The sequence below is a fragment of the Streptomyces sp. SGAir0957 genome (assembly GCF_043523415.1).
Map to the genome: position 1 here is coordinate 1,250,500 of NZ_CP027293.1, position 14,828 is coordinate 1,265,327.

The 14,828-nt window shown below is 73.5% G+C and carries 17 protein-coding genes; 7 read left to right on the forward strand and 10 right to left on the reverse strand.

What is annotated here, in order from left to right:
- The first annotated feature begins 111 nt into the window (after window positions 1-111).
- Window positions 112-1,179 (forward strand): non-homologous end joining protein Ku, encoded by a 1,068-nt coding sequence (locus tag C1N81_RS11010; protein WP_394428593.1) that lies wholly within the window; start codon window positions 112-114, stop codon window positions 1,177-1,179.
- A 12-nt stretch (window positions 1,180-1,191) separates the two neighbouring features.
- Here the strand turns inward: C1N81_RS11010 and ligD are convergent, their stop codons facing one another.
- Window positions 1,192-2,052, reverse strand: coding sequence for a non-homologous end-joining DNA ligase (ligD, locus tag C1N81_RS11015; protein WP_394437854.1), 861 nt, complete (start codon window positions 2,050-2,052; stop codon window positions 1,192-1,194).
- An 88-nt stretch (window positions 2,053-2,140) separates the two neighbouring features.
- Window positions 2,141-3,022 carry an SDR family oxidoreductase gene (locus C1N81_RS11020; protein WP_394428594.1) on the reverse strand — a complete coding sequence of 294 codons (882 nt, stop codon included), beginning with the start codon at window positions 3,020-3,022 and terminating at the stop codon, window positions 2,141-2,143.
- A 258-nt stretch (window positions 3,023-3,280) separates the two neighbouring features.
- Between C1N81_RS11020 and C1N81_RS11025 the strand changes: the two genes are divergently transcribed.
- Window positions 3,281-4,471: a PP2C family protein-serine/threonine phosphatase gene (locus tag C1N81_RS11025; RefSeq protein ID WP_394428595.1), complete on the forward strand. Its 1,191-nt coding sequence runs from the start codon at window positions 3,281-3,283 to the stop codon at window positions 4,469-4,471.
- An 85-nt stretch (window positions 4,472-4,556) separates the two neighbouring features.
- Window positions 4,557-4,820, forward strand: a complete 264-nt coding sequence (locus C1N81_RS11030; protein ID WP_394428596.1) for a DUF5133 domain-containing protein — start codon at window positions 4,557-4,559, stop codon at window positions 4,818-4,820.
- A gap of 22 nt (window positions 4,821-4,842) precedes the next feature.
- Here the strand turns inward: C1N81_RS11030 and C1N81_RS11035 are convergent, their stop codons facing one another.
- The 3 genes from C1N81_RS11035 to C1N81_RS11045 are packed head-to-tail and all read right to left on the reverse strand — an operon-like array spanning window position 4,843 to window position 6,577.
- Window positions 4,843-5,319 (reverse strand): MSMEG_6728 family protein, encoded by a 477-nt coding sequence (locus tag C1N81_RS11035; protein ID WP_394428597.1) that lies wholly within the window; start codon window positions 5,317-5,319, stop codon window positions 4,843-4,845.
- 40 nt (window positions 5,320-5,359) lie between these two features.
- Window positions 5,360-5,797 carry a nuclear transport factor 2 family protein gene (locus C1N81_RS11040; protein WP_394437855.1) on the reverse strand — a complete coding sequence of 146 codons (438 nt, stop codon included), beginning with the start codon at window positions 5,795-5,797 and terminating at the stop codon, window positions 5,360-5,362.
- A 45-nt stretch (window positions 5,798-5,842) separates the two neighbouring features.
- Window positions 5,843-6,577, reverse strand: coding sequence for an ANTAR domain-containing protein (locus C1N81_RS11045; RefSeq protein WP_394428598.1), 735 nt, complete (start codon window positions 6,575-6,577; stop codon window positions 5,843-5,845).
- Between the two features lie 128 nt (window positions 6,578-6,705).
- Between C1N81_RS11045 and C1N81_RS11050 the strand changes: the two genes are divergently transcribed.
- Window positions 6,706-7,065, forward strand: a complete 360-nt coding sequence (locus tag C1N81_RS11050) for an ArsR family transcriptional regulator (RefSeq protein WP_394428599.1) — start codon at window positions 6,706-6,708, stop codon at window positions 7,063-7,065.
- Between the two features lie 7 nt (window positions 7,066-7,072).
- Here the strand turns inward: C1N81_RS11050 and C1N81_RS11055 are convergent, their stop codons facing one another.
- The gene (locus tag C1N81_RS11055) at window positions 7,073-7,447 is read right to left on the reverse strand and encodes a VOC family protein (protein ID WP_394428600.1); all 375 of its coding nucleotides are present in this window, start codon (window positions 7,445-7,447) and stop codon (window positions 7,073-7,075) included.
- A 76-nt stretch (window positions 7,448-7,523) separates the two neighbouring features.
- On the opposite strand from C1N81_RS11055, the gene C1N81_RS11060 reads away from it, so the two are divergent.
- The gene (locus C1N81_RS11060) at window positions 7,524-7,943 is read left to right on the forward strand and encodes a carboxymuconolactone decarboxylase family protein (RefSeq protein WP_394428601.1); all 420 of its coding nucleotides are present in this window, start codon (window positions 7,524-7,526) and stop codon (window positions 7,941-7,943) included.
- Between the two features lie 45 nt (window positions 7,944-7,988).
- Here the strand turns inward: C1N81_RS11060 and C1N81_RS11065 are convergent, their stop codons facing one another.
- Window positions 7,989-9,575: a glycosyltransferase family 39 protein gene (locus C1N81_RS11065; protein WP_394428602.1), complete on the reverse strand. Its 1,587-nt coding sequence runs from the start codon at window positions 9,573-9,575 to the stop codon at window positions 7,989-7,991.
- 152 nt (window positions 9,576-9,727) lie between these two features.
- On the opposite strand from C1N81_RS11065, the gene C1N81_RS11070 reads away from it, so the two are divergent.
- Window positions 9,728-9,940 carry a hypothetical protein gene (locus C1N81_RS11070; RefSeq protein ID WP_394428603.1) on the forward strand — a complete coding sequence of 71 codons (213 nt, stop codon included), beginning with the start codon at window positions 9,728-9,730 and terminating at the stop codon, window positions 9,938-9,940.
- Window positions 9,941-9,953: 13 nt separating this feature from the next.
- Here the strand turns inward: C1N81_RS11070 and C1N81_RS11075 are convergent, their stop codons facing one another.
- Window positions 9,954-11,522 carry an LCP family protein gene (locus C1N81_RS11075; RefSeq protein WP_394428604.1) on the reverse strand — a complete coding sequence of 523 codons (1,569 nt, stop codon included), beginning with the start codon at window positions 11,520-11,522 and terminating at the stop codon, window positions 9,954-9,956.
- A 194-nt stretch (window positions 11,523-11,716) separates the two neighbouring features.
- On the opposite strand from C1N81_RS11075, the gene tatA reads away from it, so the two are divergent.
- The gene (gene tatA / locus C1N81_RS11080; RefSeq protein WP_394428605.1) at window positions 11,717-11,878 is read left to right on the forward strand and encodes a Sec-independent protein translocase subunit TatA; all 162 of its coding nucleotides are present in this window, start codon (window positions 11,717-11,719) and stop codon (window positions 11,876-11,878) included.
- Here tatA and mgtA read toward each other — a convergent pair.
- Window positions 11,838-14,414, reverse strand: coding sequence for a magnesium-translocating P-type ATPase (mgtA, locus tag C1N81_RS11085; RefSeq protein ID WP_394428606.1), 2,577 nt, complete (start codon window positions 14,412-14,414; stop codon window positions 11,838-11,840). The genes tatA and mgtA overlap by 41 nt on opposite strands.
- An 8-nt stretch (window positions 14,415-14,422) precedes the next feature.
- Window positions 14,423-14,809 carry an ArsR/SmtB family transcription factor gene (locus tag C1N81_RS11090; protein WP_394428607.1) on the reverse strand — a complete coding sequence of 129 codons (387 nt, stop codon included), beginning with the start codon at window positions 14,807-14,809 and terminating at the stop codon, window positions 14,423-14,425.
- Window positions 14,810-14,828 lie beyond the last annotated feature (19 nt).

The window sequence follows — 14,828 nt, forward strand, 5'->3', positions numbered from 1 at the left end:
GCCCAGGCGGTGGCCTGGACCGCGCTGACGCGGTCCCGGGATGCGGCTTGGCGCCGGCCGGGGTGCCATGAGGGGAAGCGGCACCGAGTGGAGCAGGAAGGGGATCCGCGCATGGCGCGTCCGGTGTGGAGCGGCACGCTGACCTTCGGTCTCGTGTCCTTGCCCGTACAGATGTACACCGCCACGGAGAACCACACCGTGCGGTTCCACCAGGTGCAGCGCGGGACCAGCGACCGCGTGCGCAACAAGCGGGTGAACGAGCGGACCGGCGAGGAGGTGCCGCTCGACGAGGTGGTCAAGGCGTTCGACGACGGCGACCAGTACGTGATGGTCGAGCCGGACGAGCTGGACGACATCGCGCCCGGCCGCTCCAAGTCGCTGGAGATCACGGGCTTCGTGGACCTGGAGGACGTCGAGCCGGTCTTCTTCGACAAGACGTACTACCTCGGCCCGAAGGGCGAGCAGTACACGAAGGTCTACGCACTCCTGGAGAAGGCGCTCGCGGAGGCGGGCCGGGCCGGGATCGCCACGTTCGTCATGCGCAACCACCAGTACCTGGTCGCGGTGAAGGCGGAGGCGGGGCTGCTGACCCTGCACACGCTGCACTGGGCCGACGAGATCCGCGACCCGCGCCGCGAGATCGACAACCTGCCGGGCCGCACGAAGGTCACCGACCGCGAGCTGAAGATGGCCCGGCAGCTCGTCGACACGCTCGGCATGGAGTGGAAGCCCGAGGACTTCCACGACACGTATCAGGAGCAGGTGAACGCGCTCATCGAGGCCAAGCGGAGCGGCAAGACGGTGGAGAAGGCGGAGCCGCCGGCCGAGTCGACCAATGTGGTCGACCTGATGGACGCGCTGCGGGCGAGCGTCGACCGGGCGAAGAAGCCCAAGAGGCCCGGCAAGTCGGCCAAGCCCGCCAAGCCAGCCAAGTCCGCCAAGTCCGCCAAGTCCGCCAAGTCGACCGGATCGACCGGGTCCGGCAAGTCCGCGCAGCGCGGCACATCCACGAAGGGCGGCGGCAAGAGCGGTCGTTCGTCCGCCAGGGCGGAGCTGGACGGGCTGACCAAGGCCGAGCTGTACCGTCGCGCCACCGACGCCGGCGTCCCGGGCCGCTCCGCCATGACCCGGGACGAACTCGTCGAGGCGCTGACGCGGCAGCGGGAGGAGGCGGCGTAGGGCCGCGCCGCGTCAGGACAGCTTCTCCAGGCGCCGTGCGGCCGCCGCCACCCCGCTGCCGTGGCGGCCGAGCCCCGCCCACGGGTCGGTGTCCAGACGGTCGCCGAGGTCGGCCACCGTCCAGCGGCGCGCGGTCAGTCCGGGCTCGTCCAGCTCGTCCCAGCCGAGCGGCGCGGCCACCGGGGCGCCCGGCCGGGACCTGACGGCGAACGGGGCGACGACGGTCTGGGCGTAGCCGTTGCGGGCGACGTCCAGGTAGAGCCGGCCCTTGCGGGCGTCCTTGCGGGGCTCGACCGTCAGCTCCTCCGGGTGGCGCGCGGCGAGTTCCCGGGCGGCGGCACGGGCGAACGCGAGGACGTCGTCGGCGTCGTCGCGCCGGTTGAGCGGCACCACGACGTGCAGGCCGCGCGAGCCCGTGGTCATCAGGCCCGAGGAGAGTTCCAGCTCGTCGAGCAGTTCGCGCAGCTGGTGCGCGGCGCGGCGCACCGGCTCGAAGTCGTCGGCGGGCGGGTCGAGGTCGAAGACCAGCCGGTCGGGGTGGCGGGGCCGGTCGGCGCGGCTGAGCCAGCGGTGCGGGGTGATGCACGCCTGGCTCGCGAGGTAGACCAGCGTGGCGGCGTCGTCGCCGACCACATGGGTCACCTCGCCGCCCTCCTTGGGCACCGACGCGCGATGGATCCAGTCGGGGAAGTAGTCGCCGACCTCCTTCTGGTAGAAGCGCTGCCCGTCGATCCCGTCCGGCATCCGCTCCAGCATGAGGGGCCGGCCGCGCAGCTCGGGCACCATCCGCGGGGCGACCCGGCGGTAGTGCTCGACGAGGTCGGCCTTGGTGATGCCGTCCTGCGGGAACAGCTCCTTGTCGGGCCGCTTCATCGTGATCGTGCGGCGGCCGATCCGTAGTTCGGCGTCGGAACTCACGTGACCGTCTCCTTCCCACTGGTTCCCCCGGGCGCCCGCCGGTCTACGGGAGCGGTGTGCCCCCGGTGGCGTTCATGATCTCGGCGGTGATGTAGCTCGCGTGCTCCGAGGCGAGGAACACGTACGCGGGCGCCATCTCCGCGGGCTGCGCCGGGCGGCCGAGCGGCGCCTGTTTGCCGAACTCCTCGGTGTCGGGGAGCGTCGCGGGGATGAGCGGGGTCCACACCGGTCCGGGCGCGACCGCGTTGACCCGGATGCCCTTCTCGGCCAGCATCTGCGCGAGGCCCTGCGTGAAGGTGACGATGGCGCCCTTGGTCGTGGCGTAGTCGAGCAGCTGGGGGCTCGGCTTGTACGCCTGCACCGAGGTGGTGTTGATGATGGAGCCGCCCTCGGGGATGTGCGGCACGGCCATCTTGGACAGCCAGAACATGCCGTACAGGTTGGTGCGCACGACGCGGTCGAACTGCTCGGTCGTGATGTCCTCGATGCCGCCCGGCTGCGCCATCTGGTAGGCCGCGTTGTTGACCAGGACGTCGATCCGGCCGAACTCGGCGACGGCCCGCTCGACGAGCCGCCGGCACTGCTCCTCCTCGCGGATGTCGCACTCCACGGGCACGGCCCTGCGCCCCGCCTCCTCCACCAGGCGCGCCGTCTCCTTGGCGTCCTCCGCCTCCTCGGGCAGGTGGGTGAAGAGGACATCGGCGCCTTCGCGGGCGTAGGCGAGCACGACGGCGCGGCCGATCCCGGAGTCGCCGCCGGTGACGACCGCGGCCCGGTCGCGCAGCAGGCCGCTGCCCCGGTAGGAGTCCTCGCCGTGGTCGGGGCGCGGGTCCATCTCCCTGCCGGTGCCCGGGTGTTCCTGGTCCTGCTGCGGGAAGTCCGGCCGCGGGTGCTTCGTCGTGGGGTCCTGCGGGGTGCCGCCCATCGGGTGGTGTTCCTTTCGTGCGCGCTGTCCGGTCCGAGCGGTGCGCGACCGCGCGTCCCACCCCTGCTCGCCGGGGCCGACCTGCGCGAACGCACCCATCTCAGGACATCGGGTGTCCCGTGGGGCCCGGTCCCACACCTCGCGTACGCCCACCCGCGCGAAGGCCGCCCGGCCGGGCCGTCAGCGGAGGCGGTCGCGGCAGGGCGGTGCGAGACTGCCCGGGGAGTCGTCCGCGCGGGCCGAGCAAGGAGTGATGAGGTGACGGCACCCGAGGCCACGAGCACGGGGGACAGCGCCCTCGGCGAGTTCCTGGCCGATCCGCGCAACCTGCCCCTCGACCTGACCACCACGGTCGCCCGCTGCTCCAAGGCGCTCGGTCTGCAGGGCGCCGTGATCTACCTCGCCGATCTGCAGCAGCGCCAGCTGGCCCCGCTGAACGAGGTGGCGCCGACCCTGCCCATCGACGGTTCACTGGCCGGCTGGACCTACCGCACGGAGTCCCTGCGCGTGGAGGAGTCCGACCTCGGCGGGATGACGGCCTGGCTGCCGCTGGTGGACGGGGCCGAGCGGATCGGTGTCCTCGCCGTGCGCTCCCCCGCCCTCGACCCGCTCGTCCTGCGGCGCGGACGGACCCTGGCCCATCTGTGCGCCATGATGATCACCTCGAAGCGGGCGTTCAAGGACACCTACGTCCGCAGGGCCCGGACCAAGCCCATGCAACTGCCCGCCGAGATGCTGCGCGCCTATCTGCCGCCCCGCACGATCGGTACGACGCACGCCGTGTCGACCGCCGTCATGGAACCGGCCTACGAGGTCGGGGGCGACGCCTTCGACCACGCGCTGACCGAGACGACGCTGCACGCCGGGATCATGGACGCCATGGGGCACGACCTGGCGTCGGGCCTGACGACGGTGGTCTCCCTCGCCGCCTGCCGCAACGCCCGGCGTACCGGCGCCGACCTGCCCGACCTGGTGCAGTCCGTGGACGCGGCCCTGACGCAGTGGCTGCCCGACCAGTTCTGCACCGCGATCCTCGCCCAGCTCGACCTCGCGACCGGCGGCCTGCGCTGGGTCAACTGCGGGCATCCCGCGCCGCTCCTCCTCCGCGACGACCGGCTGGTGCCCGCCGCGATGGAGCGCGACGCCGACCCGCCCCTGGGCCTTCCGGCCTCCCTCGCGGCCACCCCGCGCCGGGTGCACGAGATCGACCTGGAGCCCGGCGACCGGGTCCTGATGTACACCGACGGCGTCACCGAGGCGCGCACGCGAGGCGGCGGCGAACTCGGCCTCGACCGGTTCGCCGAGTACGTCATCCGGGCCACCGCCGCGGGCGAGCTGGCGGCGGAGACGCTGCGCCGCCTCATCCACTCCGTCGTCGACTCCCAGGACAACCGGCTGCGCGACGACGCGACCATCGTCATGTTCGAGTGGCGTCCGGCGGCCCGCTGAACGGCGGGACGAAAGTCCCGGTACGCGTCCGTCCCGGCGGGCACAACGGAGGGAGCAAAAGGCGATGAAACAGGGAGAAAAAGACATGGCCATGCTGCTTCCCACCGCTTCCGAGCTGCGCCGGGCGCTGATCCGCCACGACGAGACCTGCGGCGACGACGAGCGCCGGTCCACGCCGGAGACGGCCCGCGCCCGCGAGGACAGCGCCTACACGCTGTGCGTCCTCACCGGGACGCACGGCGTGGCGGAAGCGCGGCGAGCGGCCCACGCCCTGCTGCGCCCGCGCCCCGCCCGGGTCGCGGACCTGACGCCCGTACCGGGCGGCGTCCGCACGGCGCCCGCCGCGTAGCTCCGCCGCGTCGGGGCCGGTCTCAGGAGGCCGCGGGGTCGCGGTCGGAGGCCGGCCAATAGTAGGGCATGTCGTCGGGGACGTCGGGGAAGACCGGGGCGTAGATCTCCGGCGCCTTGCGCAGCAGCGCCGACTGGTGGCTGCGGTGGAAGGCGGGCTCGCCCAGCCAGGGCGGCAGTTCCCCGGCGGCGGCGAGCTGTTCCTGTGCGCGGACGGGGACGCCGGGGTGGTGCCGGGTGAAGTCGGTGATCATGGTGGTGGCGCAGGTGTCGGCCCGGCCCTCGGCGACCCAGGCCGCGCACATGTCCAGGCCGTAGCGGACGAGGGCCTCGTCGTAGCCGATCCACATGCGGACGGCGGGGTGGTTGCGCCATCCGTAGCCGGGCACGGTGAGACCGCGCAGCACCTGGAGCGCCTCGACCCGCTGCTTGCCCAGGCGGGCGCGGTCCAGGACGGCGGCGGACCGGGTGAACTCGGGGTACGGGAGAAAGGTCTGCACGCCGCATGACTACCGCGCCGCGCCTGTTCCCATTCGGGTGTCAGCGCAGATGGCGGCTGGTGTCGCCGACGAGGCGGATGTGCACGCGCCGTTCGGTGAAGTGCCACGCGCCGTCCCCGCGGGCGAACCGGTCGTGGTAGCGGCCCGCCGCGACCGCCCGCAGTGCCGGCCCGTCCACCGCCTGGAAGACGGTGACGTACGAGCGGGCGGTGGCGGTGCCGGTCGCCTCGTCGGCGTCGACGACGAGGTTGGTCGTGACGTGATGGGTGCGCGGGGTGCCGTCGGGATATACGACGAGGGTGTCGCGGAACATCTGCTCGACGGCGGCCGCGCCGCTGAAGGTGGCGCCGCTGCCGACGAAGTCGGCGTCCGCGAAGAGCCGGCCGAGCCCAGCGAAGTCGCCGTCGTCCACGAGTTCCGCGTAGGTGGCGATCAGATGCGCGACGGCGTGGTGGGCGGTGCAGTCAGGGGTCGGCAGGAGCGTGGCCTCTCTCGTGGAGCGGTGCGGCGTCGGTGTGTCCCCCTACCGTGACGCATCGTCCCCGTGGTCCGTGGCCGCGTCCGCAAGACCCGCGATGACCGCCGCGGGCGTGGGCTCACCCGTTCCGTCCCAGCTCCATGCCTCGGGGTCGACCGGGTCGACGTCGGCGGTGTCCCCGCGGGCGGCCCTGGCCTCGATGCGGGCGATCACGGCGGACAGCTGGCTCTGCACGCTCTTGGGCAGGGCGCGGTCGCCCGCGGTGGAGTCGACCAGGTGCTGGGCGACCAGGTGCAGCTTCATGTTGGTGCGCTGGGACACGTCGACCAGCGCCTCCCAGGCGTCGTGGGGGCTGATGCCGAACGCGGCCACGAGGACGCCGCGGGCCATGTCGATGGTGCCGCGGCTCCGCATCGCCCGCCGCAGCTGCGAGACCTCCCGGCCCAGATCCGCGTGGTGTCCGTCGGCCTCCTCGCCGGACGGGTCCGCCGCGTGGGGGTCGACGCTCAGGAAGACGTTGACGGCCGAGCAGCCGCAGGTCTCGACGCGGCTCAGGTCGAGGCCGACGCTGCCGTCCGAGGCGAGCAGCAGGGGCCGCAGGACGCTGTTCAGCCCCTGGTCCTCGTGCAGGTGAAGGTCGCCGCGCACGCTGACGACCATCTGCTCACCGTCCCAGTGGTGGAAGAGCGTGAGCCCGGTCAGCCGGTGAGCACCGGCCTGGGGGGACGGATCGGCGCAGGTGGCGGCCGCCCCGCTCCCGGGCTGTGCAGACTCTGGCATGGCCTCTCCCTCACTGCGGCCCGGCGGTCCGCTCTCAGATTCCCGCCCTGCGGCAACATACGTCAAGCGATACCTGAAACGAAGTTCAGGGGTTCTAAGTCACGAACCCATGGGCCTACGATTCGCCTATGGATGGAGTGCCGGAACCGCACGCTGGATGGACGTTCATCACCAATCACGCACGGGTGCTGGCCGTTATCGCCGACGATCAGAACGCACGGATCCGCGACATCGCCGCGCATTGCAGACTGACCGAGCGGGCCGTCCAGAAGATCATCGCGGACCTGGAGGCCAGCAGCTTCCTCTCCCACACGCGCGAGGGCCGGGGCAACGCCTACCGCATCACGCCGGGCAAGACCCTGCGCCACCCCGCCGAGGCCGAGGCGGGCCTGACCGTCGCCTCCCTCCTCGCCCTGCTGGCCCAGGACGAGGCGCACCGCGCGGACCTGCACCGCCCCGAGCGGCGGGAGAGCGCCGACCAGGGCTGAGAGCGGCTCAGGCGCCCGGCAGGAAGAGGCAGAACGGGTGGCCGTGCGGGTCCCGCAGCACGCGTACGCCGTCCTGCGGCTGATGGTCCTCGAGCGTCGCGCCGAGCGCGCGGGCACGCTCCGTCTCCGCCCGCAGATCCTCGACCTCCAGATCGAGGTGGGCCTGCATCTGCTGGGTACCGGGGGCCTGCGGCCACACCGGGGGCGTGTGGTCCGCCTCCAGCTGGAAGCTGAGGCTGGGCCGCTCCTTCTCCGGGGCGCGCAGCCGGACCCACTCGGGTGAGCGGACCACTTCCTCCCAGCCGAGGAGGGCGCGGTAGAAGTCGGCCAGGGCGGGCGGATCGGGCGTACCGAGGACGAAGGCACCGAGCGTCGCTGTCATGGCCCTACGGTTTCCCATGGCGCCCCTTCTTACGCGCCCGCCCCACCGCCCTCTCACCGGAACGGACGGACCCGACATGAGCAGCACGCCCGGCGGCGAGAGCCGCGACGCCCGCTTCGAGCGCGGCATGGAAGTGTTGAACGAGGTCAACGCCGAGGTCGGCCCCCGGCTTGTCGAGTCGCTCGCGGACGTCAGCCCCGAACTCGCGCACCAGATCGTGGCCTGGGGGTTCGGGGAGATCTACCGGCGCCCCGCCCTGCCGCCGCGCGACCGGCAGCTGGTGACGCTCGGCATCCTGACCGCCCTCGGCGGCTGCGAGGCCCAGCTGGAGGTGCATGTGCACACCTCGCTCAATGCGGGCCTCACACCGGAGCAGATCGTGGAGACGCTGTTGCACGCGGCCGGCTACTGCGGCTTCCCGAAAGCGCTGAACGCCACCGCCGTGGCGAAGAAGGTGTTCGCCGAGCGCGGCCTGCTCCCGGTCACGCCCGACTGACGCCTCCCAGGACCCGGGCCACCACTGCACGCGCGTGCCGACGCTCTACAGCGGCACTCGCCGCGTCCCAACACCGGCCGCGAACCGGCGCTCGTAGAGCCGCAGGACGCCGCTGCGCGCGGGGTACTCGGCGCGCCGGACGAAGTCGCGCCGCAGGATGCCGTCCTTCATCCGCTCCGTCTCGCCCCACGGGGTCCAGCCTTGGCGCAGGGCGCGGGAGTCCACGACCACCCACACCCGGTCCACCCTCCGCAGCCTGCGCTCCAGCGTCGCCGCGTCGGTCTCCTCGCCGTACAACTGGCCCGCCCGCGCGCCGCTGCGGGCCAGCGCGACGTCGTACGGGTGCTTGAAGTCGGCGGGGTACGCGGCCTCGGCGCGGCGGGCGCCCGGCGACGGCAGGAACAGCAGCGCGCCGCCCGGCTCCAGCTCGCGCGCGGCCAGGACCGCGAGGCCGGTCAGGTCGTCGGAGCGGGCGTGCGGCCCGCGTTCGTGCGCGTACACCGGCAGTTGCGCGGCGAACGCGACCCCGGCGAGGGCGGCGCCGCCCGCCGCGAGGAAGCCGCGCGCCCCGGGGGTACGGGAGCTACGCCCGGCGGGCAGCAGGCGCACGACGCGGTCCGCGCCCGCGGCGGCGAGCAGGGGCACCCCGGCCAGACAGAACAGGACGTAGCGGTCGTAGTAGAGCGGTTCGTACCGGGACACGCCGAGCAGGAGCGCGGGCGGCACCACCGCAAGGGGCAGCGCCACCGCGCGCAGCGACACACGCCCCGGATGCGGCGTCCGCGCGCACGCCCCCAGCAGCGCGAGCGCGAGGACCACCGCGCAGACCCCCTCGGCGGGACCGGCGAACGCCTCGACCAGCCCCCGCACCTGGTCGCGGCCGGGCTTGGCGAGCCAGCCGACCTGGGCGCTCTGGGTCCGCGAGAGGTGGACGAGCGGCACCAGCGACACCAGGACACACGCCGCCGCCGCCAGCCACGCCCGCCACACCCTCCAGGGCGCCCGCGCCCAGCACAGGGTGCACGCGTGGGCCGCGAGGACGAGCACCGACAGCTCGTGCAGCCATGCCGTACCGGCGGCCGACAGGGCGTACAGGAGCCAGCGTCGGCGGCCCCCGCCTTGCACGGCGCCGACGAGGGCGACGGTGGCGGCGAGCGCCCCGGCTGCGACTAGGGCGTAGGACCGGCCCTCCTGCGCATAGCGGCCGACGAAGGGGGTGACCGCGTAGAGCAGCCCGGCCCACAGGCCCACGCGCGGGCGGGCGAGGCGGGCGCCGATGAGGCCCACCAGACCGGCCGCCACGGTGGCGCCGAGGACCGAGGGCAGGCGCAGCAGCGTCTCGCCGGGGCAGGGGGCGAGGACGAAGTGCATCAGCGTGTAGTAGAGGCCGTGCACGGCGTCGATGTGCGACACCAGGTGGCCGATCTGCGGCAGGGAGCGGTGCGCCATCTGCAGGGTGACGCCCTCGTCGCCCCAGACCGCGTCCCGGTCGAGCCCCCACAGGCCGAGGGCGGCCATCACCAGGGCGGGCAGGGCCACGGCGGTCAGGGTGGCGAGCGCTTCGTGGCGTGGGCCCGTGCGCCGGGACTCGGGTGCGGGAGCGGGATCGTTGTGCACGAGGGTGACGGCCACCGGCTCATTGTGGAAACGCCGCTTCGCCGCGTGTGACGCCACGCGCGGCGGGTCACCCGAAACGCCCAGCCCCGCGCGGCGACCGCGCCCGGTGCCCACCCGGGCCCGCGCCCCGGGATGCACGCGGCGCCCGTACGCCCGACCGTGGGGGCATGGACAAACCGATCACCGTCTACCAGCCGTCGACCTCGGGCGGCCGCCGGGTCCGTGTGGACGGCGAGATCCTCGGACTCGCCCATGACGTGCGCGACGTCGCCGAGTTGCTGCGGCGGGCCGGGCTCGACATGGACGAGACCGACGTGGAGTCGTCGGCCCTCATCGACTGGCGCGGGGGCGGACCGGGCACCTGGCCCTCCCCCTGGTAGCGGCGGTGGGCGGCTATCCGTAGGAGAGGTTGGAGCAGAGATCCTCGTCGGCCGAGCGGGCGTCGTCGGCGACGCCGGAGGGGACGCTCGTGGGGGCCGGGGAGGCGGCCGCCGGTGGTTCGGCGCCGGTGTAGTCCGACCCCAGGACGACGGCGACGCCCGCAGTACTTACTGTGCGCAGTTCGGCGCCGGGGAAGAGTCGGGCGACCGCGGCGGCATCGGCCTCGCGCCCGGCGCCGTACTCGATGGCGGTGGTGGTGTGGTCCTGCGCCTTGGCGTTGCCGGTGCTGGTGACGGTGAAGTCGTGGCCGGCCAGCGTCTTGGCGGCGGCGGAGGCCAGGCCCTTGGTCGTGGTGCCGTTGTAGACGGCGACGGCCACGCCCGCGCCGGAGACCTTCGTGGCCTCCTGCGGAGCGGGCGAGGCGGAAGCTTTCTGCCCGCCCTTCTCGTCCTGCCCGTCCTTCTTGCCGCCCGCGTCCTTGCCGTCGAGGGTGCGGTCGTTCTTGAGGGCGGCCCACAGCGCGTCGGCGTCGGGCTGCACGATGGCGACGCGGCTGCCCTCGTAGCGCCACGGGACGGTGACGAACTTGGTGTTGTGCAGGTCCACGTTCTTCAGGCTCATCGCGAACTTGAGCAGCTTGTCCGCCGAGCCGAGGCCGGGGTCGACGGTCATGGACTCGGTGGCGGCGTCGGCCAGCGGCAGCAGCTTGGTGGGCGTGAACCCGTCGTCCTTGATCTTCTTGATGAGGCTGGAGACGAACGCCTGCTGGCGCTTGATGCGGCCGATGTCGGAGCCGTCGCCGATGCCGTGCCGGAGGCGGACGTAGTCCAAAGCCTGCTGCCCGGCGACCTCCTGCTCGCCCTTCTTGAAGATGAGCTTGCCGCGGGTGGGGCGCTTGGGGTTGAGGTCGTTCTGGTAGACGTCGTTCGGGACGCAGACCTTCACCCCGTTGACCACCTCGGTCAGTTGCGAGAAGCCCTTGAAGTCGACGACGACCGTGTGGTCGACGCGGAGCCCCGTCAACTTCTCGATGGTGTTCTGGGTGCACGCCGGGTTGCCCTCGGCGGTCTCGCCCGTCGAGTAGGCGGCGTTGAACATCGTGTTGGTCCGCGTCTCGCTCCATGATCCGTCGGGGAGCTTGCACGGCGGGATGGTGACCAGGCTGTCGCGCGGGACGGAGACACCCACCGCGTGCTGGTGATCCGCGTAGACGTGCAGCAGGAACGCGGTGTCGGAGCGGCCGATGTCGTCCTTGTCGCCGCCGCCCAGTTCGCTGTTGCCGCCGGTGCGCGCGTCCGTGCCGATGACGAGGACGTTCTCGCCCTTGGACGCCTCGGCGTCGGGCCGGTTCTTGGAGACGCCGTCGCCGGAGAACGTGTCGATGTTGCCGTTGAACCGCAGGTACAGCCAGCCGGCGCCGGCGCCCAGGAGGACGAGGAACGACAGGCCTATGGCGAGGCCGACGCGCAGCTTGCTGCGGCGTCGCTTGCGGCGGCGCCCGTCGCGACGGGGCGCTTCGCCCGGCGCTGTCCGCCCCTTGTGGCGGCTGCGCCCGGTCGGCGCCTCGGGAGTCTGCGTCATCGACGTGCCCTCATCCTCTGCGTCCCTCTGTCGGTCCGAAGGGTTGTACGGTTGCGCAATGTAGCAAGTAATGCTGAGGATGCGGTACCTGCGTCGTGCGGGCACCTCGCCCCGGGGAGCGACCTCGGCACGTCGGCGCGGCACTCCATGTCAGCGAAGACGCACCCTCATGTCAACGAAAGGGAAGGCCCACCATGTTCCGCAACGCACTGGAGCCCTGGCATCTGCTCATCCTGGGGCTCGTCATCATCCTGGTCTTCGGCTCGAAGAAACTCCCGGACACCGCCCGCTCCCTGGGCAAGTCCCTGCGCATCCTCAAGAGCGAGACCAGGGCCATGAAGGAGGAGGAGAGCTGAGCAGCCGCAGCGCCCCGGCGTACATCGCGAGGACGGCGGCGAGCAGCAGGTAGTACAGGACGGGCAGGCCCGTCATCCCGAGGAGGGGCCCCGCCGGGGTCAGCGGGAGCAGGACGCCGATGACCGCGAGCACGGTGGCGGCCCAGCGCACGGGGCCCGGGGCGCGGCCCTCGGCCGCGCGGCGGCCGGTGCGCAGCAGGAGCATGACGAGCGCCTGGGTCAGCAGGTTCTCGGTGAACCAGCCCCCATGGAAGGCGGACTCGTCGCGCGGGCCGAGAGCGCCCGGCAGACACAGGGCGAGCACCGCGAAGGTGGCGAGGTCCGCGAGGGCGCCGAGCGCGCCGAACCCGGTGATGAAGCGCAGGAAGGCGCGCGGCCGCAGGACGGTCGGGCGGCGCAGCGCGGCCGGGTCGGGGCGGTCGTGGGCGAGGGCGAGCTGCGCCCCGTCGAAGCACAGGTTCTGCACGAGGACCTGCGCGGGCAGCATCGGCAGGAACGGCAGCAGGAGCGCGGCCACCAGCATCGCGATCACGTTGCCGAGGTTGCTGGAGAGCGTGATGCGCAGGTACGAGGCGATGTTGGCGCTGCTGTGCCGGCCCGCGACGACGGCGTGCTCGATGGCCGTGAGGTCCTTGCCCGCGAGGACGACGTCGGCGCTCTCGCGGGCCACGTCGACGCCGTCGCGGGGGCAGATGCCGACGTCGGCGGCGTGCAGGGCGGGCAGGTCGTTGACGCCGTCGCCGAGGTAGCCGGTGGTGCGGCCGCTCGCGCGCAGGGCCGCGACGACGCGGGCCTTGTCCTCGGGGGTGCAGCGGGCGAAGACGGTCGTACGGGCCGCGAGCGCGCCGAGCCGCTCTTCGCCGAGGTCCTTGATCCGCTCGCCCGGGACGGGCTCACCCGGGTCGATGCCCAGGTCGCGGCAGACGCGGGCGGCGGTCGCCGGGTCGTCGCCGGTCACCACCTTGACCTCGACGCCCCGCGCGGCGAGGGCGCGAACGGCGTCCCGCGCGGTGTCGGCCGGGGCGTCGTGGAAGGCGACGAAGCCGCGGAAGGTCAGCCCGCGCTCGTCGGCGGGCGTGTACGCGCGCGTGCGCGCGGTGCGGCGCGAGGTGGCGACGGCCAGGAGGCGGACGCCGTCGCCCGCGCGGTCGGCGGCCCGGCGCAGCAGCTCGGTCCGCTCGTCGGCGTCGAGGGCGCAGCGCTCCAGGACGTCGGGGACCGCGCCCTTCACGGCGAGGGTGTGGGTGCCGAGGGCGCCGGGTTCCCGTACGACGGCGGTGGCCAGGCGGCGTACCGGGTCGAAGGGGAGCGCGTCGACGCCGTCGCAGGCCTCCCAGTCCGCGGGCCCGGTGGCCGCCAGGAGCGCCTCGTCGAGCGGGTCGGGGTCGGCGGGCCCCGCGGTCTGGAGCGTCCACCAGGCGGAGACGCCCGCCCAGTGCAGGGCCTCGGCGTCGGTCCGGGCGGGGTCCACGACGGGGCGGTCCTGGGTGAGGGTGCCGGTCTTGTCGACGCACAGGACGTCGACGGCGCCGAGGTCGTGCAGGGCGGGCAGCCGCCGGACGATCACGCCATGGGCGCGGGCGAGCAGGGCCGCGCCGCGCGCCAGGCACGTGGTGACGATGACCGGCAGCATCTCCGGAGTGAGCCCGACGGCGACGGCGACCGCGAACGGGAGGGTCTCCAGGCCCCGGCCGCGCAGCGCCGCGTCGGCCATGAGGACCAGCGGCGGAGTGAGCAGCATGAAGCGGATCAGCACCCAGGAGATGCCGTGCACGGAGCGGTCGAAGGCGCTCGGCGCGCTCCGGCGCCCCGCCGTGCGCACGGCGGCGAAGCGGGTGTCGGCACCGGTCGCCACGACGATCCCGGTGGCCGCGCCGGAGGCCACGCTGCTGCCCTGGAAGAGCAGGTGCCCGCTGTCCCCCGCGCCGGGAAGGTCCGCCGGCCGCTTGGACACGGGCGCGGACTCACCGGTCAGGGCTGCCTGGTGCACGGTCAGGCCGCGCGCCCTGAGCAGCCGTACGTCGGCGGGGACCAGGTCGCCGGGGGCGAGGCGGATCACGTCGCCGGGGACGAGGTCGTCGACGGGGATCTCGCGGACCCGGGGCGCGGCGTCGGGCGCGGTGCGGCGCTGCACGCTCGCGGTGGTGGCGACGAGTCCGCGCAGGCGGTCCATGGAGCGGTCCGCGCGGTGCTCACCCTGCGCGCGCAGCGCACAGCTGACGGCGACCAGGGCGAGGATCACACAGGCGGTGCCCCACGCCGCGACGAGGGCGGAGACGAGGCCCAGGGTGAACAGGACGGCGGTGAACGGATCGCGCAGGCTGCGCCACAGGCGGGCGGCCCGGGACGGCGGACGGTTGCGGGGCAGGGCGTTCGAGCCGTGCCGGGCGAGGCGCTCCCCCGCCTCCGCCTCGGTGAGCCCGCGCGGCGAGCCGTCCAGGGCGCGCAGCACCTGCAGCGCGGACAGATCGCCCGGGGCGGGGCTCAGGGCGGGCGCCTCGGTGGTGCGGGGGACGGCGGGGTCGTGGAGGGACACGGGGTCTTTCAGGTGCCGGTGCCGCGCAGCCGGCGGACGGTCGCGTCGGCCTGTTCGGCCTGCTCGGCGCGTTCGGTGAGCTGGCCGACCATGAGGCGGACCACGGTCACGATGTCCGGGTCGTCGACGTAGTAGACCTGGCGGCGGCCCTCGCGGCGGGCCCGGACGAGACCGGCGAGCTTGAGTTTGGACAGGTGCTGGCTCACGGCGGGCAGCGCGCCGCCGACCCGCTCGGCGAGCCCGGTCACATCGCACTCGCCCTCGGCGAGGGCCCACATCATGTGCAGCCGCGTGGGGGCGGCGAGCAGCCCGAACGCCTCGGCCGCACGGTCGAGGACCTCGGCGGAGGGATCGCTGTAACCGGCCTCGGCCGACCCTCCTGCACCTGCCGCCACTGTGGTTCTCCGTCCCTTC

Excerpts from the sequence above, each read along its gene's own strand:
- C1N81_RS11030 (WP_394428596.1), top strand. The coding sequence starts at position 4,557 with ATGGCCATGCTGCTTCCCACCGCTTCCGAGCTGCGCCGGGCGCTGATC.
- C1N81_RS11070 (WP_394428603.1), top strand. The coding sequence starts at position 9,728 with ATGGACAAACCGATCACCGTCTACCAGCCGTCGACCTCGGGCGGCCGC.
- ligD (WP_394437854.1), bottom strand. The coding sequence starts at position 2,052 with ATGAAGCGGCCCGACAAGGAGCTGTTCCCGCAGGACGGCATCACCAAG.
- C1N81_RS11020 (WP_394428594.1), bottom strand. The coding sequence starts at position 3,022 with ATGGGCGGCACCCCGCAGGACCCCACGACGAAGCACCCGCGGCCGGAC.
- C1N81_RS11045 (WP_394428598.1), bottom strand. The coding sequence starts at position 6,577 with ATGCCAGAGTCTGCACAGCCCGGGAGCGGGGCGGCCGCCACCTGCGCC.
- C1N81_RS11050 (WP_394428599.1), top strand. The coding sequence starts at position 6,706 with ATGGATGGAGTGCCGGAACCGCACGCTGGATGGACGTTCATCACCAAT.
- C1N81_RS11010 (WP_394428593.1), top strand. The coding sequence starts at position 112 with ATGGCGCGTCCGGTGTGGAGCGGCACGCTGACCTTCGGTCTCGTGTCC.
- C1N81_RS11075 (WP_394428604.1), bottom strand. The coding sequence starts at position 11,522 with ATGACGCAGACTCCCGAGGCGCCGACCGGGCGCAGCCGCCACAAGGGG.
- C1N81_RS11060 (WP_394428601.1), top strand. The coding sequence starts at position 7,524 with ATGAGCAGCACGCCCGGCGGCGAGAGCCGCGACGCCCGCTTCGAGCGC.
- tatA (WP_394428605.1), top strand. The coding sequence starts at position 11,717 with ATGTTCCGCAACGCACTGGAGCCCTGGCATCTGCTCATCCTGGGGCTC.
- C1N81_RS11055 (WP_394428600.1), bottom strand. The coding sequence starts at position 7,447 with ATGACAGCGACGCTCGGTGCCTTCGTCCTCGGTACGCCCGATCCGCCC.